This window comes from Enterobacter cloacae complex sp. 397G4, assembly GCF_050031515.1.
Lineage (GTDB): Bacteria > Pseudomonadota > Gammaproteobacteria > Enterobacterales > Enterobacteriaceae > Enterobacter > Enterobacter hormaechei_C.
The window spans coordinates 2,704,137-2,724,344 of record NZ_JBLGWE010000001.1; the positions used below are offsets into that span (position 1 = coordinate 2,704,137).

General features: G+C 59.5%; 14 protein-coding genes. 5 read left to right on the forward strand and 9 right to left on the reverse strand.

Annotation, left to right across the window (positions count from 1 at the left end):
- Positions 1 to 161: 161 nt before the first annotated feature.
- On the reverse strand, positions 162 to 1,559 hold the full coding sequence (locus ACQG1Y_RS13065; protein WP_017693303.1) for a NarK family nitrate/nitrite MFS transporter: 1,398 nt from the start codon (positions 1,557 to 1,559) through the stop codon (positions 162 to 164).
- Between the two features lie 309 nt (positions 1,560 to 1,868).
- On the opposite strand from ACQG1Y_RS13065, the gene narX reads away from it, so the two are divergent.
- Positions 1,869 to 3,665, forward strand: coding sequence for a nitrate/nitrite two-component system sensor histidine kinase NarX (gene narX / locus ACQG1Y_RS13070; protein WP_032669674.1), 1,797 nt, complete (start codon positions 1,869 to 1,871; stop codon positions 3,663 to 3,665).
- Positions 3,658 to 4,308, forward strand: a complete 651-nt coding sequence (narL, locus tag ACQG1Y_RS13075; RefSeq protein ID WP_003856701.1) for a two-component system response regulator NarL — start codon at positions 3,658 to 3,660, stop codon at positions 4,306 to 4,308. Before narX ends, narL begins: the two co-directional genes overlap by 8 nt.
- 1 nt (position 4,309) lies before the next feature.
- On the opposite strand, the gene ACQG1Y_RS13080 is transcribed toward narL, so the two are convergent.
- The 7 genes from ACQG1Y_RS13080 to nasR all read right to left on the reverse strand — a co-directional run bounded on the left by ACQG1Y_RS13080 (position 4,310) and on the right by nasR (position 16,702).
- Positions 4,310 to 5,728: a YchO/YchP family invasin gene (locus tag ACQG1Y_RS13080; protein ID WP_426736777.1), complete on the reverse strand. Its 1,419-nt coding sequence runs from the start codon at positions 5,726 to 5,728 to the stop codon at positions 4,310 to 4,312.
- 174 nt (positions 5,729 to 5,902) lie between these two features.
- Entirely contained in the window at positions 5,903 to 8,380 is a 2,478-nt protein-coding gene (locus ACQG1Y_RS13085; RefSeq protein ID WP_368740622.1) for a molybdopterin-dependent oxidoreductase, read from the reverse strand.
- A complete protein-coding gene (gene nirB, locus ACQG1Y_RS13090; RefSeq protein ID WP_368740621.1) occupies positions 8,377 to 12,363 on the reverse strand; it encodes a nitrite reductase large subunit NirB in 3,987 nt (1,328 codons plus the stop codon). Before nirB ends, ACQG1Y_RS13085 begins: the two co-directional genes overlap by 4 nt.
- A 12-nt stretch (positions 12,364 to 12,375) precedes the next feature.
- Positions 12,376 to 13,164 carry an ABC transporter ATP-binding protein gene (locus ACQG1Y_RS13095; protein WP_015570359.1) on the reverse strand — a complete coding sequence of 263 codons (789 nt, stop codon included), beginning with the start codon at positions 13,162 to 13,164 and terminating at the stop codon, positions 12,376 to 12,378.
- Between the two features lie 9 nt (positions 13,165 to 13,173).
- Positions 13,174 to 14,052, reverse strand: coding sequence for a nitrate ABC transporter permease (gene ntrB / locus ACQG1Y_RS13100; protein ID WP_032671624.1), 879 nt, complete (start codon positions 14,050 to 14,052; stop codon positions 13,174 to 13,176).
- 2 nt (positions 14,053 to 14,054) lie between these two features.
- A complete protein-coding gene (locus ACQG1Y_RS13105; protein WP_023296759.1) occupies positions 14,055 to 15,302 on the reverse strand; it encodes a CmpA/NrtA family ABC transporter substrate-binding protein in 1,248 nt (415 codons plus the stop codon).
- Positions 15,303 to 15,529: 227 nt separating this feature from the next.
- Complete coding sequence (gene nasR, locus ACQG1Y_RS13110) at positions 15,530 to 16,702, reverse strand: nitrate regulatory protein NasR (RefSeq protein ID WP_048974231.1); 1,173 nt, start codon at positions 16,700 to 16,702, stop codon at positions 15,530 to 15,532.
- A 73-nt stretch (positions 16,703 to 16,775) separates the two neighbouring features.
- Between nasR and ACQG1Y_RS13115 the strand changes: the two genes are divergently transcribed.
- From ACQG1Y_RS13115 to ACQG1Y_RS13125, 3 genes are all read left to right on the forward strand, one after another.
- Positions 16,776 to 17,129, forward strand: a complete 354-nt coding sequence (locus ACQG1Y_RS13115) for a DsrE/DsrF/TusD sulfur relay family protein (protein ID WP_017384253.1) — start codon at positions 16,776 to 16,778, stop codon at positions 17,127 to 17,129.
- A gap of 106 nt (positions 17,130 to 17,235) precedes the next feature.
- Positions 17,236 to 19,020 (forward strand): methyl-accepting chemotaxis protein, encoded by a 1,785-nt coding sequence (locus tag ACQG1Y_RS13120; protein WP_154123029.1) that lies wholly within the window; start codon positions 17,236 to 17,238, stop codon positions 19,018 to 19,020.
- 194 nt (positions 19,021 to 19,214) lie between these two features.
- Entirely contained in the window at positions 19,215 to 19,454 is a 240-nt protein-coding gene (locus tag ACQG1Y_RS13125; protein WP_015570352.1) for a hypothetical protein, read from the forward strand.
- Positions 19,455 to 19,484: 30 nt separating this feature from the next.
- Here ACQG1Y_RS13125 and ACQG1Y_RS13130 read toward each other — a convergent pair whose 3' ends face one another.
- Positions 19,485 to 20,180 carry a gamma-glutamylcyclotransferase gene (locus ACQG1Y_RS13130; RefSeq protein ID WP_017384255.1) on the reverse strand — a complete coding sequence of 232 codons (696 nt, stop codon included), beginning with the start codon at positions 20,178 to 20,180 and terminating at the stop codon, positions 19,485 to 19,487.
- Positions 20,181 to 20,208 lie beyond the last annotated feature (28 nt).

Sequence of the window (20,208 nt, forward strand, 5' to 3'; positions counted from 1 at the left end):
AAAATTTAACATCTTAGGTATTAAGGGGTAGAAACACCTGTAAAGCGATGGCGATCACAGCGTTACCTGCGTATGACCACAGGAAAAGCCATTAGTATGTTGTAACTATTTAGCGATTAAAAAAAGCGCGGCACTCAGGCCGCGCAAACGGATAATCAAGCTTACTTGTTTTTTTTGGTATTACGGCCATATACCAGCCAGGTGATGACCACGCAGGCGATATAGAAGACGAGGAATATTTTCATCGCACCCGCCGGAGAGCCGGTCAGATCCAGTGAGATACCGAACGCTTTTGGAATAAAGAAGCCGCCAATCGCGCCAATCGCAGAGATAAACCCAAGCGCCGCAGCGGTATCGGTGGCGGCTTCACGCATTGCCTGCTCATCGCTCCCGCCCTGCGCTTTCACGCGGTCCATGGTCAGCTTGCGAAAGATGACAGAGATCATCTGGAAAGTAGACGCACTGCCCAGCCCGGCGGTCAGGAACAGCACCATGAATACGCCGAAGAAGGCAAAGAAGTTACCCCCCTCACCACCCGCAGGCAGCGTCAGGAACAGCAGCGCACAGAAGATGGCCATCACAACAAAGTTCACCAGCGTAACGCGCGTTCCCCCCAGACGGTCGGAGATCATCCCGCCCAGCGAACGTGCCAGCGCGCCGATAAACGGACCGAAGAAGGCAAACTGAAGGATCTGCACGTCCGGGAACTGGGTTTTAGACAGCATGGCAAAGCCTGCGGAGAAACCGATGAACGAGCCGAAGGTCGCCAGATACAGCAGCGCCATCACCCACAGGTGGCCACGCTTCAGCACCGGCAGCTGCTCGCTCAGTGACGCTTTGGACGCGGACAGATCGTTCATGAAGAACCACGCCGCCAGGGTAAAGACCACCAGGAACGGTACCCAAATCCAGGAGGCGTTTTGCAGGAACAGCACGGAACCGTCGGGCTGCGTCACACCGCCGCCGCCAAAGGCCGCAAAGATGGAGACAGAGATCGCCAGCGGGGCAATCAGCTGCATCACGCTCACGCCCATATTACCGAGGCCGCCGTTAATGCCCAGCGCACCACCCTGCTTCGCTTTCGGGAAGAAGAAGCTGATGTTTGCCATACTGGACGCAAAGTTCGCCCCCGCAAAACCGCACAGCAGAGAGATAATCACGAATACGCTAAACGGTGTGGAGGTATCCTGCACCGCAAAACCGAGCCACACGCACGGTACGATCATGATCCCGGTACTGAAAGCCGTCCAGCGACGACCACCAAAGACCGGCACCATAAACGCGTAAGGAACGCGCAGCAGTGCGCCTGAAAGCGACGGCAACGCGGTCAACATAAACAGCTGATCGGTGGTAAAGGTAAAGCCCACTTTTGGAAGGTTAACCGCAACCGCACTAAACAACATCCAGACGCAAAACGCCAGTAACAGACATGGAACGGAAATCCACAGATTACGACTTGCTACACGATGGCCGCGCTGTTGCCAGAACGCCGGATCCTCTGGACGCCAGTCTGTAATAACGGCACCAGTTTCCCTTTCGGGAGCGGAAGAGTGACTCATAGACACCTCTGATTCTCGAATGATGCTGCAAACATTAGGGCTTTAGAGCGGCGGTAAGTTGATATAAATCAAAGGAAAAGTGGGAGGTTTTGCGGCGAAAAAAAAGCCATCACTCTTAATGAGTAGATGCAAAACGTAAAAAAGGTGTGGTTTTTCACGGTGCTGACGCATCCCTGCTTCGTCCACCCACTAACCGTTACCCCTCTGGCAATTTAGAGGTAATCCTTTATTGGTATGGGTATACTCCAGGGTATGCACCAGAATAGCGCCATTCCTGCAATCAGGTCACGTCAGGAGCCCGGCAACTCTATGTTAAAAAGATGTTTATCTCCGCTGACGCTGGTTAACCAGCTGGCGCTTATTGTTCTGCTGTCCACCGCTATCGGTGTGACCGGCATGGCTATTTCTGGCTGGCTGGTACAGGGTGTACAGGGTAACGCGCATGCCATCAACGAGGCAGGCTCGCTACGTATGCAGAGTTACCGGCTGCTGGCGTCGGTGCCGCTGACGCAGGCTGACCAACCGCTTATCGACGAAATGGAGCGTACCGCATTCAGCCCTGAACTGGAAAGAGCCGCCATCCGTGACGGTCAGCAATCTCAGCTTAAGGCGCTTCAGGGCTACTGGCATACCCAGCTGGAGCCTGGGTTAAAGCGGGCGGAAGACCGGGAAACGGTCGCCCGGGACGTCGCCGGGTTTGTGTCACGCATCGATCATCTTGTCTCCTCATTCGATCGCACCACAGAGTTACGCATTGACCGTGTGGTGATGGTTCACCGCGCAATGGCGCTGTTTATGGGTTTGCTGCTGATTTTCACGGTTATCTGGCTACGCGCGCGGTTGCTTAATCCCTGGAAACAGCTCCTGGCGATGGCCCGCGCCGTCACACAGCGCGATTTTACCCAGCGCACGCACATCAGCGGGCGCAACGAAATGGCGATGCTCGGCGAGGCGCTCAACACCATGTCGGCAGAGCTATCAGAAAGCTACGCGGTACTGGAACAACGCGTCCAGGAGAAAACCGCCGGGCTTGAGCAGAAAAACGAGATCCTCTCTTTCCTCTGGCAGGCGAACCGTCGCCTGCATATGCAGGTCCCGCTTTGCGAACGTCTCTCGCCGGTACTGAACGGCCTGCAAAATCTGACTCTGCTCCGCGATCTTGAGCTTCGGGTTTACGACGTTGAAGATGAGGAAAACCATCAGGAATTTACCTGTCAGTCGGACATCTCCTGCGACGATAAAGGGTGTCATCTGTGCCCGCGCGGCTTGCCGCCGCTTACCACCAGCGGCACGACCCTCAAGTGGCGGCTGATGGACAGCCATACCCAGTACGGTATTTTGCTGGCCACCCTGCCCGCCGGACGTCACCTGAGCCACGACCAGCAGCAGCTGGTCGATACGCTTGTTGAGCAGCTCACGGCCACGCTGGCGCTCGACCGCCACCAGGAGAAACAGCAGCAGCTGATCGTGATGGAGGAGCGTGCCACCATCGCCCGCGAGCTGCACGACTCCATCGCCCAGTCCCTCTCCTGCATGAAGATGCAGGTGAGCTGCCTGCAAATGCAGGATGAAGGCATGCCCGAGAGCAGCAAACAGCTGCTCAGCCAGATCCGCAACGAGCTTAACACCTCGTGGATTCAGCTTCGCGAGCTGCTGACCACCTTCCGTTTGCAGCTCACAGAGCCGGGGCTGCGCCCTGCGCTGGAATCCAGCTGTCAGGAGTTTAGCGCCCGGCTGGGCTTCCCGGTGAAGCTGGATTACCAGCTGCCACCGCGTTTTGTCCCCTCTCACCAGGCGATCCACTTGCTGCAAATTGCCCGCGAAGCCCTGAGCAACGTGCTCAAGCATGCCGAGGCGACGGCCGTCACGGTCACCGTCAGCTGCCAGGATAATCAGGTGAAGCTCAGGGTTCAGGATAACGGCCGCGGCGTGCCGGAAAATGCCGAACGAACGAACCACTATGGTTTAATTATTATGCGAGACCGCGCGCAAAGCCTGCGCGGTGATTGCCAGGTTCGCCGGGGAGAGTCAGGTGGCACCGAAGTTGTGGTCACCTTTATACCCGAAAAGCCCCTCATAACTGCTCAAGGAGAAAACCATGACTAATCAGGAACCGGCATCTATCCTGTTGATTGACGATCATCCGATGCTGCGCACTGGCGTTAAACAGCTTGTCAGCATGGCGCCAGATATCACCGTCGTCGGGGAAGCCAGTAACGGCGAACAGGGTATTGAACTTGCCGAATCGCTCGATCCTGATTTGATCTTGCTCGATCTCAACATGCCGGGCATGAATGGCCTGGAAACCCTCGACAAGCTGCGGGAGAAATCCCTCTCTGGCCGGGTGGTGGTCTTCAGCGTCTCAAACCATGAAGAAGACGTGGTCACCGCCCTCAAGCGAGGGGCAGACGGCTATCTGCTGAAAGATATGGAGCCGGAAGATCTGCTCAAGGCGCTGCAACAGGCTGCCGCAGGCGAGATGGTGCTGAGTGAAGCGTTAACGCCGGTACTGGCCGCCAGCCTGCGTGCGAACCGCGCCACGTCTGATCGTGACGTCAGCCAGTTGACCCCGCGCGAGCGTGACATTCTGAAGCTGATTGCCCAGGGGCTGCCGAACAAAATGATCGCCCGCCGTCTGGACATCACCGAGAGCACGGTCAAAGTGCATGTCAAACACATGCTGAAAAAAATGAAGTTAAAATCCCGCGTCGAAGCCGCCGTCTGGGTGCATCAGGAGCGCATTTTTTAACTTACTCATCCGGCAGCAACTTCCACCGTGGATCGTCGGCAGGCATTGCGACGAGCGGTTGCACCACGGAAAGCGTGATCTCATTGGAGGAGACACGCTGCCCATCCTTATCTTCCACCACGGCCGTAAGCCGCCATGTATTTTTCGCCCCTTCCGAATCATCCCATGCAGGCATGATCACACTCCAGCCATCGCTGCTGTTGCCGTTTGCCGGTGAGGTCAGGCTGAGCGCCTGGGTATCACCCAGCCAGTGGATCTGCCGGATACCGTGCGTGCTGCGAATTTGCAGCTTCAGCATCACCGTTTCGCCTGGCTTAAGATCCCACGGCGGCGTGGCCAGATATACCGAGAGGGTTTTGCGCTGACGGAATTCCATCACGGGCAGATTATCGCGATCGGGTGAATCATAGCGGCTGCCCCGCAGCGAGCGCGTCGCCGCCACTTCCCCGGCGGAAAGCTGTTTCGCCAGCGGCACGCCAAAACGATAGTTGAGCTTCAGCCCGAGGTTATTCTGGCTAACGCCGCTCTCCCCCTGCTTATGGGCAGCCGTCAGGGTGACCAGCGGTACGGGGGTATAGTTCAGCCCCAGGTTGACCGCAACCGGGTTGTGATACCCCGTACCGCTGTTAAACAGATCGACGTTATCGCCAAAATACTGTTCAAAGCTGACGCTGGTGTTCAGGTGGTGAAACCAGGGAAGCCAGGCTTTGGCCGTTACGTCGTACCCGCGCGCCATGCGCTGCTCGCGGATGTCGGAACGCGGCTGCCAGCCAGCGAACGGCTGGTAGTAATTGGCCGACAGGCGCAGGTTTTCACCCCACGCCTCTGCGCCCAGCCCGGCACGTTGCAGGTTGTCTTCCAGCAGGTTGTCGTAAAAAGTGTTGTAGCCCAGCAGCCAGTTTCCGGCAACCCAGCGCTGACCTGCCCCGACGTTACTCACCAGCCCGTCTGTCTGCTGCGTCAGCCCAAGCTGGCTCCAGCTCAGATAGCGGATGTTGTCGTTCCAGGGGATAAACCAGCTTCCGCTGCTGCCGTTAAAGTTGCCGTCGTCATCCACCAGCACATTGACGTTGGCGTTTCCCCAGGGTGAAAGCCAGGATTCAATCTGCTCGTTGACTTCCCCGCTCACGGCATCCCGCACCTTGCCAAACGCGAACTGTCGCGCCTGCTGCCCGGCCGTCAGGCCGTTATCGGTCATACTGGCTTCACCGAATGCCTTAGCCATTTCAGCCAGATGCTTTTCGCCTTCGCTGGTCGGTTGCGCCATGCCGAGATCCGGCAGACTATCGCCGTTGTTATCAAACGGATTTTGCGCCTGCTGCACGAAGGATTTCGGCGCACCATGAACGGCTCCAGCCGTAAAAAGGGGGAGTAACAGCAAAAAACGGATGCGGGACGATACAGCCTTCAACGTCGTCAATCAGAACCTGTGTTTATGAACAAACACTTATTATGTTAACGCCATAAGCCCTGAAAACCAGTCTTAACAGAAATTTCAGGAATATCCTGAAAAGATTTGTCGGGTGGCGGCTTCGCCTTACCCGACCTACAAATTCGTACCGGTGCGAAGCCGCCACCCGACGCCCTTACACTATTATCCCAACAGCGCTTTCAGCTCCGGTACGCAGGAACCACAGTTCGTGCCGCAGCGCAGCTTCACGCCCAGCGCCGGGGCAGAATCACAGCCTCCGGCTATTGCCTTACGTATCGTATTTTCACCCACGCTGAAGCAGCTACAGATAATTCGCCCGGGATCGGCATCTTCGTCCGGCCGTTGCCCGTGCAGCAGCGCATGGCGTTCAGCAAGTTGGACGGGCGCAGCAGCAAAGGCTTCTTCAATCAACGCATGCGCCAGCGCCGGCAGCGTATGGCCCTCCCAGTAGCCCAGCATCAGCTCACCGTGATGCCAGGCGAGCACGCTGCTGCGTTCTCCCGTCTGTGCCACCTGTAACTGCCAGCCCCGACCGCTGGCGTACGCCATGATCCACGACAGCAACGGCTGCTCCCCCGCCACCGTCAGACGTGAGGCTTTACGCCACCAGCAGACCGACGGCGGCAGCGCTGGCAGCTCGCGGGCATACAGTTCACCCTGCCAGGCCGGTAGCCAGGGCAGGATCCTCACCGCGGTTTGTTTACTCTCCGGCTGGCCGGACCCGGCATCAACCCGCCCTTCCACCAGCGCATTGACCTTACCCTGGCGGGCAAATTGCGCGTTCCAGTGCATCGGCGCAAACAGCTCGCCTGCACGCTGCGCGGTGGAAATACGTACTCTGGCAACCATCACTCCGCGCGGGGAACTTACCCGCGCCAGCTGGCCGTCAGTCAGCCCGGCGCGCGCCGCATCGGTTGCGTTCATCTCAACAAAAGGCTCATCGATATGCTGCATCAGACGCGGAACATACCCCGTGCGCGTCATGGTGTGCCACTGATCGCGGATCCGCCCGGTATTCAGTATCAAGGGGTGCAATTCGTCGACGCCTGCCCCATGCGGGGAGGGGTCAACCGGAACAAGCGTTCTTTGCGGGAAATCACCGGCATGCCACTGATACGGCGCCAGCTCGTCCCACGCCTCTCGTGACAGCGACGCCAGTTCGCGCAGGTTTAGCGCCCGTTCGCCGTTATTTTCAAACGCCGTTAGCGCCGCATGTTCACAAAATATTTCCTGAGGGTGTTCCCAGGCGAAGGCATCGCCATAACCGAGCTGGTCTGCGATCCGGGCGATGATCCACCAGTCCGGTCTGGCCTCGCCCGGCGCAGGCAGAAAGGCGCGCTGGCGGGAGATACGGCGTTCTGAATTGGTCACCGTGCCGTTTTTCTCGCCCCAGCCCAGGGCGGGAAAACGGATATGGGCAAACCGGCTGGTGTCCGTCTCCTGCATCACCTCAGATACCATGACCAGCGGGCAGGCCGCCAGCGCCTGGCACACCGCGTGGCTGTCGGGAAGTGACACGGCAGGGTTGGTACCCATGATCCACACCGCCTTCACCTCGCCGCGGGCAATAGCGTCAAACAGTTCCACCGCCATCAGGCCCGGGGTCTGCGCCAGCCGTTCCGTTCCCCAGAAACGCGCCACGCGCGAGAGATCGTCCGGCTCGAAGTTCATGTGCGCCGCCAGCTGGTTCGCCAGTCCCCCTACTTCCCGCCCGCCCATGGCATTTGGCTGTCCGGTCAGCGAAAACGGGCCGCAGCCAGGACGGTTGAACTTCCCGCTGGCAAGATGCACGTTAATGATGGCGTTGCACTTGTCGCTGCCGCTGGAGGACTGGTTGATCCCCATGGTGTAGAGCGTGATCGCGCGTGGCGCGGTGACAAACCAGTCGTAGAAGGTGCCAATCTCGTCTGAAGGCAGATCGCAAAACGCCGCCACGCGAGGGATCGGCCACTCGCCGCGCCCCTGAATCAGATTGAGCAACCCCACAAACAGCCCGGTGTCACTGCCGGGTCTGAGAGCGAGGTGGAGATCGGCGATATCGCAGGTGGCGGTTTTACGCGGATCGATCACGACCACTTTCATCTGCGGATTGTTGTGTTTTGCCTGCACCAGCCGCTGATACAGCACCGGATGCGTCCAGGCCGCGTTCGAGCCAACGAGTACCACCAGATCGCTGTTTTCCACGTCCTCGTAGCTGCACGGCACCACGTCTTCACCGAAGGCGCGTTTGTAGCCCACCACCGCCGATGACATGCACAGCCGCGAGTTGGTATCAATGTTCGCCGCCCCGATAAAGCCTTTCATCAGCTTGTTGGCGGCATAGTAATCCTCGGTCAACAGCTGGCCGGAGGCATAAAACGCCACCGCCTGCGGCCCCCATTCGTTGATAATGTTCCGCAGCCGCTCGCCCGCTTCGCCCAGCGCCTGCGGCCATGCCACCTCCCGGCCATCGACAACCGGGCGCAGCAGGCGTCCCTGTAGCCCCGTGGTTTCCCCAAGGGCAGATCCTTTTACGCACAGACGACCGAAATTCGCCGGATGAGTTTTATCCCCCCGAATGCTCACCTTTTCACCGTCTGCGCTGGCGACCACGCCGCAGCCCACCCCGCAGTAAGGGCACGTTGTCCGGGTTTCCGTCATGAGGCCTCCGCGCGCATCACCAGCTCTTCATTTCCAACCCACACCTTGCCGTTTTCGATTTTTACCGGCCAGGCACGCACCGCAGGCGCCCCGCTCTCAGCCTGACACCCGTCGCGCAGACGAATACGTTGCTTGTAGAGCGGCGAGATCACCACCGGTTCCCCCGCCGCATCGCCGAGGATGCCGCGTGAAAGCACGTTCGCGCGGCTGCCCGGCTCCCGATCGTCGAGGGCATAAACGGTTTTGCCAAAGCGGAACAGCGCAATCGGTTTGCGCCCAAGATGCGCGCCAATGCCCGCCTGCTCCGGGATCTCGTCGATATTACAAATTTCCTGCCAGCGCTTGTTCTCCTCCGCGGCGGGGACGTTCACCGCGGTGCGGAACAGCGCCAGGCGGTCAGGATCGTTAAGGGTGGTTTGCCATTCGCACTGGTAGGTCTCCACCACCCGGGCCATCTCCTGCTCCAGCTCGTGGGCGATCCCCAGGCTGTCGTTGAGGATCACCTCGCGTAGATAGTCGAGGCCGCCTTCCAGGTTATCCATCCAGGTACTGGTGCGTTGCAGACGATCTGCCGTGCGAATGTAGAACATCAGGAAACGGTCAACGGTGCGGATCAGCGTTTCGTCGTCCAGATCGCTGGCGAAGAGATTCGCGTGGCGCGGCTTCATCCCGCCGTTGCCGCACAGATAGAGGTTCCAGCCTTTGTCCGTGGCAATCACCCCTACGTCTTTGCTCTGCGCCTCTGCGCACTCACGGGTACAGCCGGAGACCGCCATTTTGATTTTGTGCGGCGCGCGCAGGCCCTTGTAGCGGTGCTCCAGCCTGACCGCGAGGCCGGTGGAATCCTGCACGCCGTAGCGACACCAGGTCGACCCGACGCAGGATTTCACCGTGCGCAGGGATTTCCCGTAAGCATGTCCGGTCTCAAACCCGGCCTCCACCAGCGCCTGCCAGATTTCCGGCAACTGCTCGAGCGTGGCGCCAAACAGGTCAATACGCTGCCCGCCGGTAATTTTGCTGTAAAGGCTATAGCGTTTCGCGATCTGGCCGATGGCGATCAGCCCGTCGGCGGTCACTTCACCCGCCGGCATCCGCGGGACGATGGAGTAGGTTCCGTCCTTCTGAATATTGGCGAAATAGCGGTCGTTGGTGTCCTGCAATGGCAGATGCGCCGGTTTCAGCAGATACTCGTTCCAGCAGGAAGCCAATACCGATCCCACCAGCGGCTTACAGATCTCGCACCCGTGCCCCTGACCGTAGCGGCTGATAAGCTGGTCGAAGGTGCGGATATGGTTGACGCGCACCAGGTGGTAAATCTCCTGACGCGAGTACGGGAAGTGTTCGCAGATATCTTTCTTCACCTCCACGCCCTGCTCCGCAAGCTGGAACTCCATCACCTGCTTCACCAGCGCGCTACAGCCTCCGCAGCCGGTCGCGGCTTTGGTGCACTGCTTAATGGCGCCGATATCCGTCGCACCCGCGCTTACCGCCTGGCAGATATCCCCTTTGCTGACGTTATGACACGAACAGATCTGCGCGCTTTCCGGCAGCGCCGCCACGCCCAGCGCTTTCGGCGCGCTGCCTGACGACGCGGGTAAGATCAGCGTTTCCGGCTCTTTTGGCAGGCTGATGCCGTTGAGCATCATCTGCACCAGCGTGGCGTATTCGCTGGCATCGCCCACCAGCACGCCGCCCAGCAGCGTTTTGCTGTCGTGGCTGACCACAATTTTTTTGTAGATTTGCTGCGGCCCGTGCGTCCACTTGTAGCTCAGCGCGCCCGGCGTGCGCCCGTGGGCATCGCCAAACGACGCCACATCCACCCCCAGCAACTTGAGTTTGGTACTCATATCCGCGCCGGTGAAGCGCTTCTCCTCACCCGCCAGCACAGCGGCGGCCACGCGCGCCATCTGGTAGCCCGGGGCCACCAGGCCAAAGATTTTCCCCTCCCACAGCGCGCATTCCCCGATGGCAAGCACGTCCTGATCGGAAGTCCGGCAGCCGTCGTCAATGCAGATCCCGCCGCGCTCGCCGACAGCCAGCCCGCTGCTGCGCGCCAGCGCGTCCTGCGGCCGAATACCGGCAGAGAAGACCACCATGTCCGTTTCCAGCTGTTCACCATCGGCAAAGCGCAGCACCAGCCCGTCGTCTGCGGAGGCAATCTCCGTCGTCGATTTACTGGTGTGCACCCCTACGCCCAGCGCCTCAATTTTCTTGCGCAGCATTGCCGCGCCGTCGCTGTCGAGCTGCACCGCCATCAGGTTCGGCGCAAACTCCACCACGTGAGTTTCCAGCCCGAGCTGCTTAAGCGCATTCGCCGCCTCCAGCCCCAGCAGGCCGCCGCCAATCACCACACCGCGGCGAGAGCCTGCCGCATGGGCCGCAATGTTGTCCAGATCGTCGAGGGTGCGGTAGACAAAACAACCCGGCAGATCGTTGCCCGGAACGGGTGGTACGAACGGGTACGAGCCGGTCGCCAGCACCAGCTTGTCCCAGTGAGTCTCATGGCCACTGGCGGTACGCACTACGTGTGCATCACGATCGATAGCGACGATCTGCTGCGAGAGGCGCAGCTCAATGCCGTTATCGGCAAAGAACTCCCCCGCCACCAGCGAGAGCGAGTCCGCGCTGCGTCCGCCAAAATATTCCGACAGATGCACGCGGTCATAGGCGGCATAGCGCTCTTCGCCAAAAACAATAATCTGATACTGCTGATGCAAATTGCGGTTAACGCAGTCTTCGAGGAAATGATGGCCGACCATACCGTGCCCAACCACCACCAGAGTAGGTTTTGTCATAGCGTTCTGTCCTGCAACCTGCGGTTGCGTTGTGAAACGATCGAACAGCCAGTCCGCGTGGGCGGGCGCAGCCGTTGCCAGTAAATCGGTAAAGGTTGCCGCGCTGCGGCAGTCACCCATCAGCAGCACGCCAGCCAGCGCCCCCTGATGGATCAGTAAACGTCGATAGTGACGGGTCAGCGGGTCCCATGAACTCCAGACCACATCGTCCGCCTGCGCCGTCGCGCGTCCGAGGCTGAACAGCGCCACGCCGGTCACCTTAAGGCGCACGCCGTTGTCGGTCAGGGTAAACGGCGCGGTGACCTCCCCGGCCAGCCGCGCGGCAAGAATATCCGCCTGCGCCAGACAGGGGGCGACCAGGCCAAACGTCTGGCCGTCAATTTCGCAGCACTCGCCGATGGCGTAGATATCCGGCACGGAGGTTTGCATCTGCTGATCCACCACGATGCCGCGCGCGCAGCGAATGCCGCTGGCTTTTGCCAGCGCGACGTTGGGCTGTACACCCGTAGCCAGCACCACGCGCGTGGCGGCGATGCGGCGTCCGTCGAGCAACGTCACGGCATCGTCAGCGATGGCCGTGATGCCGGAGGCGAGTTCACAGCGTACGCCCCGCTTCGCCAGCGTCTCGTCAAGCAGCAGTCCCGCCTGCTGATCCAGCTGCTGTTCCATCAGCCACGTGCCGCGATGGATAAGCGTGACGTTGTCACCGTTTCGCGCCAGCGCTGCCGCTGCCTCCACGCCGAGTACGCCGCCGCCCAGCACTACCGCCGGCCCGGAGATATTCTGGATGGCGCGGGTCTCTGCCAGGGTGCGAAAGGTGAACACATGCGGTGCATCGCCGCCGCGGATCGGCGGCACTACAGGAGTAGACCCGGTGGCAAACACCAGCGCATCCCAGCCCAGCGTGCGAGCAGAGGTATGTACTTCACGCGCGTTGACGTCTACTGCGAGCGCCTTTTCTCCTCGCAGCACCGTCACGCCTCGTGCCGTGTACCAGTCTTCATCGTGCAGACAGATGTGCTCCGCCTGCTTTTCACCACCCAGCACCGGTGAAAGCTGGATGCGGTTGTACGCCTGCTCAGGCTCGTCACCGATGACGGTGACAGCGAAACGACCGGGAACACGCCCGGTGAGCGACGCAATCAGCCGGGTTGCCGCCATACCATTACCGATAATGACCAGTCGCATCGTGCCCCCTCATTACGCCGCTTTCGGCTGTTTTTCGTAGAGGAAATGGAGGATCTGCTGGCGCATGTGGTGATAGCGGCTGTCATCCGCCAGCTGCACCCTGTTGCGCGGGCGCGGCAGATCGACGCGCAGGATCTCACCCACGGTGGCCGCCGGGCCGTTGGTCATCATCAGTACGCGGTCAGAGAGCAGTACCGCCTCGTCCACGTCGTGGGTGATGAGCACGATGGTGGTGTTCAACGCCTGCTGGATCTGCATCACCGAGTCCTGCAGATGGGCACGCGTCAGCGCATCGAGCGCGCCAAACGGCTCATCCATCAGCAGCACTTTCGGCTTCATTGCCAGCGCCCGGGCAATCCCGACGCGCTGCTTCATACCGCCGGAGATCTCCCCGGGGCGCTTATGCAGCGCGTGGCCCATCTGCACCCGGTCGAGGTTGTGCTCAATCCACGCTTTGCGCTCGGCCTTACTCATGGTGTGACGGAAGACCTGATCCACCGCCAGCGCCACGTTGTCGAAGCAGGTCAGCCACGGCAGCAGCGAATGGTTCTGGAACACCACCGCGCGCTCGGGCCCCGGCCCGGCGATTTCGCGGTTGTCGCAAATCAGCCCGCCTTCCGTCGGCAGCGTGATCCCGGCGATCAGGTTTAACAGCGTCGACTTGCCGCAGCCGGAGTGACCAATCAGACTGACGGTTTCGCCCTCGTGGATATCAAAAGAGACGTTTTGCAGCGCCAGAAACTCGCCGCTGGCGGTGGAAAAACGCTGGCTCACGGCCTGGACCTGAATTAACGGTTTCATCTTCACTCCTTATTTTTCCTGCCAGCTAAAGCGACGGGCGATCAGCATCAGCCCCTGCTCCAGCAGCAACCCGACCACGCCAATGATGACGATGGCGATGAGAATGTTTTCGACGTTGAGGTTGTTCCACTCATTCCAGATCCAGAATCCAATGCCTAAACCTCCGGTGAGCATCTCGGCGGCGACAATCACCAGCCAGGCAATGCCAATGGAAAGACGTACCCCGGTCAGCACCGCAGGCAGCACGGCGGGGAAAAGAATGCGGCGCATGATGGTCCACTCTGAGAGTTGCAACACCCGGGCCACGTTGAGGTAGTCCTGCGGAATACGGCGTACCCCTTCAGCGGTGTTGATCACCATCGGCCAGATGGAGCAGATAAAAATGGTCCAGCTCGATGCAGGCTCCGCTTTCTGGAACAGCAGCAGGCCGATAGGCAGCCAGGCCAGCGGGCTGACCGGACGCAGGAGCGCGATCAGCGGGTTGAACATGCGGGAGAAAAAGGTGAAGCGGCCAATCAAAAAGCCCAGCGGAATGCCCGCCAGCGCCGCCAGACCGAAGCCGATGGCAACGCGCTGCAACGACGCCAGCACGTTCCAGCCAATGCCCATATCGTTTGGCCCGTCGCGATAAAACGGATCGGCAAACAGGGTCATGGCCGAATCGAGCGTGCTGAGCGGCGTCGGAAAGCCTTTACTGTTTATCGCTGCCAGCTGCCAGAGCACCACCAGCAGGCCGAGACCGAGCAGCGCCGGGATGACGCGCTGTAAAAAATCATTCATCCGACGCGTAAACGCTGGCGCACGACGGCGAACCTGTAGCGGAGGCAGGACAATCACTTCCCCGCTCTCTGACGTCTCTTGTGGTTTTGTATTTTGCAGATGCTGCATACTCAGGCCCCTTTACGGTGAATGGCGAAGCGGTTGGCGTACCCTTCCGGATCGGTGCCGTTCCAGACGGTGCCGTCCATCAGGGTGCTGCTGCGATACGGTGATGACGGTGTGGACATGCCGCCCACGGCGGTCGCGGCATCCTGCCAGACCGCGGTCTGGTTAATGCGCTGTGCAATGCCCGCGTAATCCGGCGCGGCGTTGAGCAAGCCCCAGCGGCGGAACTGGGTTAAGAACCACATCCCGTCTGAGAGATACGGGTAGCTCACGGCACCCTCGTTGAAGAAACGGATCGGGTGCGCATCCTGCCAGCGCTGACCGACCCCGTTGTCGTACTCGCCCAGCATACGTCCGGTGAGATACTGTTCCTTGCAGTTGAGCCAGGCGCGGCGCGAGAGGATCTGCGCGGTTTCGCGTTTGTTTTCCGCTGACGCCTCGATCCAGCGCGCGGCTTCCATCACGGCGCTCACCAGCGCCCGTGCGGTGTGCGGATTTTTCGCCACCCAGTCGCGTCGGGTGCCGAGGATCTTTTCCGGGTGATCGGCCCAGATGGACTGCGACGTGGCGGCGGTAAACCCGATTCGGTCGTTAATCGCCCGCGCGTTCCACGGCTCGCCGACGCAAAACCCGACCATGTTGCCAATGCGCATGTTCATCACCATCTGCGGCGGCGGCACCACCACGGTGCGCACGTCGTCAAACGGGTTAATCCCCGCGCTGGCCAGCCAGTAGTAGAGCCACATGGCGTGCGTTCCCGTCGGGAAGGTATGCGCGAAGGTGTAGGTTCCCGGCGCCTGCTGCGCAATCAGCTTTTTCAGCCCGTCGAGGTCACGAACGCCCTTCTCCGCCAGATCGCTGGAGAGCGTAATGGCCTGACCGTTCTGGTTGAGGGTCATCAGGTTCGCCATCTGCTGCGGCTTGCCCGCGATACCCAGCTCCAGACCGTACAGCAGGCCGTAAAGAATGTGCGCAGCGTCCAGCTCGCCCGCCACCAGCTTGTCGCGCACCGCCGCCCAGCTCGCCTCTTTGGTCGGCACAATAGTAATGCCGTGTTTTTTATCGAACCCCTTCAGGGCCGCGATAACCACGGGCGCGCAGTCGGTCAGGGGGATAAACCCGATACGCACGGTATCCTGCTCCGGCTTATCTGACCCCGCCGCCCATGCGGCCTGCATGACACCCGGCAACAGCATCGCACCACTCGCCAGCATGCTGGCCTGCAATAACCGCCGTCTCGACAAATCCGCCATAATTGCTCCTGAAAAAAGGCAAAAAAAAGCGCCCGACGGTGCTGAAGCACCGCTGGACGCCTTTATCCTGAAGACGCATGCACCGCCGTTGGCGCATCGTCGAAAATGGTTAATCTGTTAATGCAAAGGTAATGCCAGCTTTTCATCCCCGGCGTTACGGGGTTTCTGCAAGAAGAGCGCTGTATTACGCACCTCAATCAGGCATAAATTGCCCACTGACTGTGCAATTACTCCCCAGGGGGTATCTTCCACAGATTTTTCACCGTAAGCAGCGCACGGGCGATATCTACCATGCGTTGGTTTTTATCCATCGCCATTTTGCGCAGGGCGGTCCACGCCTGATCCTCGCTCATGTTCTGGTGCGTCATCAGCACGCTTTTGGCTTTATCGATGGTCTTACGCTCCTCCAGCGAGTCGCGCAGGGAAGCAAGCTGACGGGAGAGTTGCTCAATTTCACGCGCCTGCTGGCGCACCAGCGGCAGCAGCGGTTTATCCGGAAATCGCGCCAGGATATCGTCGTGTTCATCGTCTGCGTGCAGGTTTTCGCTATAGCGGCGCTCCTCAACTGCCGTCATCAGATCGGCAATTGCCACCTCCTCCAGCGTGCGCAGGTGCTCAAGGCGCGTGGTTTGCAGGGCAAACCATTTGAGGGCGGTATCGCCGTTATCTGCCGGAGGCTGGCGGGTGCACGCTTCACGCCTGAGTTTTTCAGTCTCCAGACCCGGCTGGCAGTTGAGGATAAACGTCTCCTGCACGTCTGGAGTGCAATGGGAGATAAAAACCTCAAAGCAGGCCTGCTGGCCATCAATGCGATCCACCAGCCGCTGGCGGGTTTCATCGTCAAAGAATCCCTGGGTGAAACCAATAGCCCCCAGCGCCCGCTCTTGTCCCACAAGTTCTTTGCCCTGCATCAGGCTGTAAAGGGCCACAAATCGGCCCGCGATGTGCGGATCGTCAATGCTGTCGCTGAGTTGGGGTACGATACTGAGCAAATGTCGCAGTATGCGGCTGTAATGTTCCATCGCCTGCGGCGCGGTGACGCATTGACCTGTAACGCCATCACGCAGCGCCGTTAGCGTCTCAAGGCCGTGCAGTGCGCTGGCAATACGTTCGCACAGGGCGCTGCCCGGCAGCGGTTCGTTAAACTGAAGGTGCAATGCGGCGAGGTTTTCATCCACCAGGGCCCTGCTGGCCTTGCATTCAGGCGCGTACAATTTGCCCTGCGAGCAGAGCCAGACATTTGACGCACCGCGCTCGCACTGTAGCATATGCACCAGTCGACTGATGCCGTTCACCAGTGCGCCCAGCTGCGCCAGTCTGCCGAGCTGTTCCTCGCGCAACATTCTCGCACGCTGGAACCATTCGGTTGCGCCAGGGGAACTGCCAGCCACTATCGTCATCGTTTCTCTCCCCGATACGTATTCTTCGGTACGAGAAGCAATATTCGTGCCTTTTCAAAGAACAGGAGTCAACATGCAGAAGATTGTGATCGTCGCCAACGGTGCGGCCTACGGCAGTGAATCCCTTTTTAACAGCCTGCGCCTGGCAATCGCGCTGCGCGATAAGGAGAGTGAGCTGGAGCTGCGCCTCTTTTTGATGTCCGATGCCGTCACGGCCGGGCTGAAGGGGCAGAAACCCGCAGAGGGCTACAACATTCAACAAATGCTGGAGATCCTGACCGCGCAAAACGTTGCGGTCAAACTGTGCAAAACCTGTACCGACGGGCGCGGCATTACCGGGCTGCCGCTGATTGATGGCGTGGAAATTGGTACGCTGGTGGAGCTGGCTGAATGGACGCTTTCCGCCGATAAAGTATTAACTTTTTAATAATAACCCGCTAAAAATATTATTTTCTTATGGACGCGGTTTCAGCATCAAGTTTATCTGCACCGTTGCCGATAGGCATGGAAACAACACAGCAGGTATTACACTTATGTTCAGATCCATTCGCGCCCGCATCATTGCCGCGACGACAGGCTGTCTGGTCGTCGCCCTTCTTCTTAATACCATTATTAACTTTCAGGTCACGCGCCAGGATAATCAGCAGTCGCAGCGCGATATTCTGACCAGCACCAGCGCCAGCCACAACATGGCAATTGCCGACTGGGTGAACAACAAAATGACCATCATCACCTCGGCGCAGCCAGTCGCGCTCAGCGACGATCCGGTTCCGGTGTTTAAACAGCTTGCGCTGGCGGGTGGATTCACCAACGTCTACGTGGGTTATGCCAGCAAAACGGCTAAATTTTCTGACCCAACCGGGGTACCCGCTGATTACGATCCCACCCTTCGCCCGTGGTATCAGCAGGCCGTCAGCGCTGATGGCCCGGTAGTGACTGCACCCTATGTGGACGCGGGCACCGGGAAACTGGTGGTGACGTTCGCGGTACCGGTTAAAGAGCAAGGCGCCCTGAAAGCAGTGGTGGCGGGCGATGTGGCGATGGACAGCGTGGTAGCTAACGTGCGCGGTATTCACCCGACTCCGGCCAGCAGCGGACTGCTTCTGGACAGCAACGGCACCGTTATTGCCGGCAGCGATCCTGCGCTGACGCTTAAGCCTTTTACGGAGACGATCAAAGGGACCGATTTTGCCACCCTGAAAAGCGGCAACCTGGTTGACGGAACGTTTAACGGACGCGAAAAAACGTTCCTGGCCACCGCCGTACCGGGGACGCACTGGCTGCTGGTTGTGGCGCTCGATAACGGCGATGCCACCGCCGGGATGCGGTCATTGCTAAAAGCATCTGCACTGTCTCTGGCGATCCTCGCCCTGCTGAGCGGAGCCCTCATGCACCTCCTGATTGCCCGCCTGCTTAAGCGGCTGTCCGGTATCCGTGACGCGATGAACAGCATTGCCAACGGTACTAACGATCTGTCGCAGCGTCTGCCGGATAAGGGGGGCGATGAAGTGGCGCAAATTGCGCAGGCGTTTAACGCCTTCAGCGATAAGCTTTCTGTGGTGATGGTCCAGCTGCGTGATGCCAGCGCCTCAGTGAAAAACGCCGCGCATGAGATTGCGGCAGGCAATCAGGATCTTTCCGGGCGTACCGAGCAGGCGGCATCAAGCCTTCGCGAAACCGCCAGCGCCGTGGAAGAGATCACGGCCTCCGTTACGCAGTCAAACGAGTCGGCAGCAGAAGCGAATGAACAGGCTAGCAAGGCCTCTGCCGCCGCATCCCGCGGCGGCGACGTCGTCGCTCAGGCCATCAGCACCATGCAGTCCATCGAACTGGCTTCCGCGAAAATCGGCGATATCACCAGCGTCATTGACGGCATCGCCTTCCAGACCAATATTCTGGCGCTTAACGCCTCGGTGGAAGCGGCGCGTGCCGGGGAACAAGGCCGTGGGTTCGCGGTCGTTGCGGGGGAAGTACGTAACCTGGCCAGCCGCAGTGCTCAGGCGGCGAAGGAGATCAAATCCCTTATTGATTCCACCACCGAAAGCGTTGCAACCGGCTCCCGGTTTGTGCACCTTGCGGGCGACAGCATGGATGAGATCCGCGCCAGCGTCGGGAGCGTGTCAGGCATTATGCGTGAAATATCCATTGCCACCCGCGAGCAGATGAAAGGGATCCATGAGATTAACCACGCGGTGACTCACCTGGATCGCATGGTGCAGCAGAACGCCGAACTTGTTGTACAGTCTGCTGCGGCGGCCAGCGCGCTGCAAAGCCAGGCGGGCGACCTTGCTGAGACCGCTGGCCATTTCCGCATATAATTTTTCCCGGGCGCGCGTTAAGCAGGGTAAACGCGCGTCCGCTGAAAGGTTTCAGGGATTTTGTCATTTTTGTTTAATCGTTGCGCCATTTTTTGATCGAAATCAGCATCCCACCCCTGCCCCTTTGGTGTTATGCAATGAGTAAATTGTGAACAACATCACGCTCGGGATGGGCAAAAACGACGGGGTATAAAATGGCACGAGTTAAAACGAGTCTGAAACTGTTTGGCGGGGATACGGTGGTGGTGCGTTGCTCAGAGCGCTGTCGCATTCATCTGATGAGTACAAAAGGACAGAAGCAATCGCAGGCAGATATCCTTACCGTCCAGGACGATAAGGCCTGGCTGACGGTGCCTTACACCGGCACCTGGGATGTGCTGATCGACAGCCACAGCCAGTCGCTCGAACATTCCGTAAGTTACGTGGCGGCATAACCGTAAACGCCCGGTCAGCCGGGCGTATTATCAGGCAAAACCCGGCCGCAGCGTATTGCTGAGCGGGTTCCCTTCCAGCAGCGCTTTCACCTTCACCACCAGCTCACTCAGACAGTCGTCCTGCATGCCGAGACGCGTCAGCTCCTGATCGAGCGAGAAAAGGTACTGGGCGTTAGTGCCCAGCGGTCCGCTGGCGGCGGCAATCAGCGGGGCAATCACCTGGGTTCGGGTATCGGCTTCATACAGCGGGTGGCGCGGATCCATAATGAACACCAGCGCGTTGACGGTGCGCCCGTCATCCAGTTCCAGCTTGCACCAGCTGGGCATATAGCAGCCGGTGATCATCTCGCGCTTCCACAGCAGCGTCAGCTCATCTTCCAGCGTGGTATCCGGCAGCCGGTATGCCACGCCCGTGGTGCGCCCGCCCTCTTTTAGTGCAAGCATGCGTCCTGGCTGGCACGCGCTGCCGCGTCCGGCGGTCAGGCGCAAACAAAAGGCGCGGTGCCACCCAGGCAGCGTTCCGGTTGCTGATTCAACAAATTCGAGCGCCGGGTTCCACATCAGCGAGCCGTAACCAAAGATCCAGACCGGGCCATCATCCGGGCGGCAGGCCAGCGTTGCCGCAAGCGACGCCGCACGTTGTTCAGCCGACCACAGAAGCGATTCCTCAATAGCACCAAATGCCGTCTTACAATCTGCCTTCATCAAGAAATCACGCGTTAACACATTCCACCTCCGCCACTGCATGCTTCCT

What these genes read in the sequence shown, in the direction of transcription:
- ACQG1Y_RS13120 (WP_154123029.1), top strand. Translation starts at nt 17,236, where the DNA reads ATGTTCAGATCCATTCGCGCCCGCATCATTGCCGCGACGACAGGCTGT.
- ACQG1Y_RS13065 (WP_017693303.1), bottom strand. Translation starts at nt 1,559, where the DNA reads ATGAGTCACTCTTCCGCTCCCGAAAGGGAAACTGGTGCCGTTATTACA.
- ACQG1Y_RS13125 (WP_015570352.1), top strand. Translation starts at nt 19,215, where the DNA reads ATGGCACGAGTTAAAACGAGTCTGAAACTGTTTGGCGGGGATACGGTG.
- ACQG1Y_RS13085 (WP_368740622.1), bottom strand. Translation starts at nt 8,380, where the DNA reads ATGACGGAAACCCGGACAACGTGCCCTTACTGCGGGGTGGGCTGCGGC.
- ACQG1Y_RS13115 (WP_017384253.1), top strand. Translation starts at nt 16,776, where the DNA reads ATGCAGAAGATTGTGATCGTCGCCAACGGTGCGGCCTACGGCAGTGAA.
- nasR (WP_048974231.1), bottom strand. Translation starts at nt 16,702, where the DNA reads ATGACGATAGTGGCTGGCAGTTCCCCTGGCGCAACCGAATGGTTCCAG.
- ACQG1Y_RS13095 (WP_015570359.1), bottom strand. Translation starts at nt 13,164, where the DNA reads ATGAAACCGTTAATTCAGGTCCAGGCCGTGAGCCAGCGTTTTTCCACC.
- narX (WP_032669674.1), top strand. Translation starts at nt 1,869, where the DNA reads ATGTTAAAAAGATGTTTATCTCCGCTGACGCTGGTTAACCAGCTGGCG.
- ntrB (WP_032671624.1), bottom strand. Translation starts at nt 14,052, where the DNA reads ATGCAGCATCTGCAAAATACAAAACCACAAGAGACGTCAGAGAGCGGG.
- ACQG1Y_RS13105 (WP_023296759.1), bottom strand. Translation starts at nt 15,302, where the DNA reads ATGGCGGATTTGTCGAGACGGCGGTTATTGCAGGCCAGCATGCTGGCG.
- nirB (WP_368740621.1), bottom strand. Translation starts at nt 12,363, where the DNA reads ATGCGACTGGTCATTATCGGTAATGGTATGGCGGCAACCCGGCTGATT.
- narL (WP_003856701.1), top strand. Translation starts at nt 3,658, where the DNA reads ATGACTAATCAGGAACCGGCATCTATCCTGTTGATTGACGATCATCCG.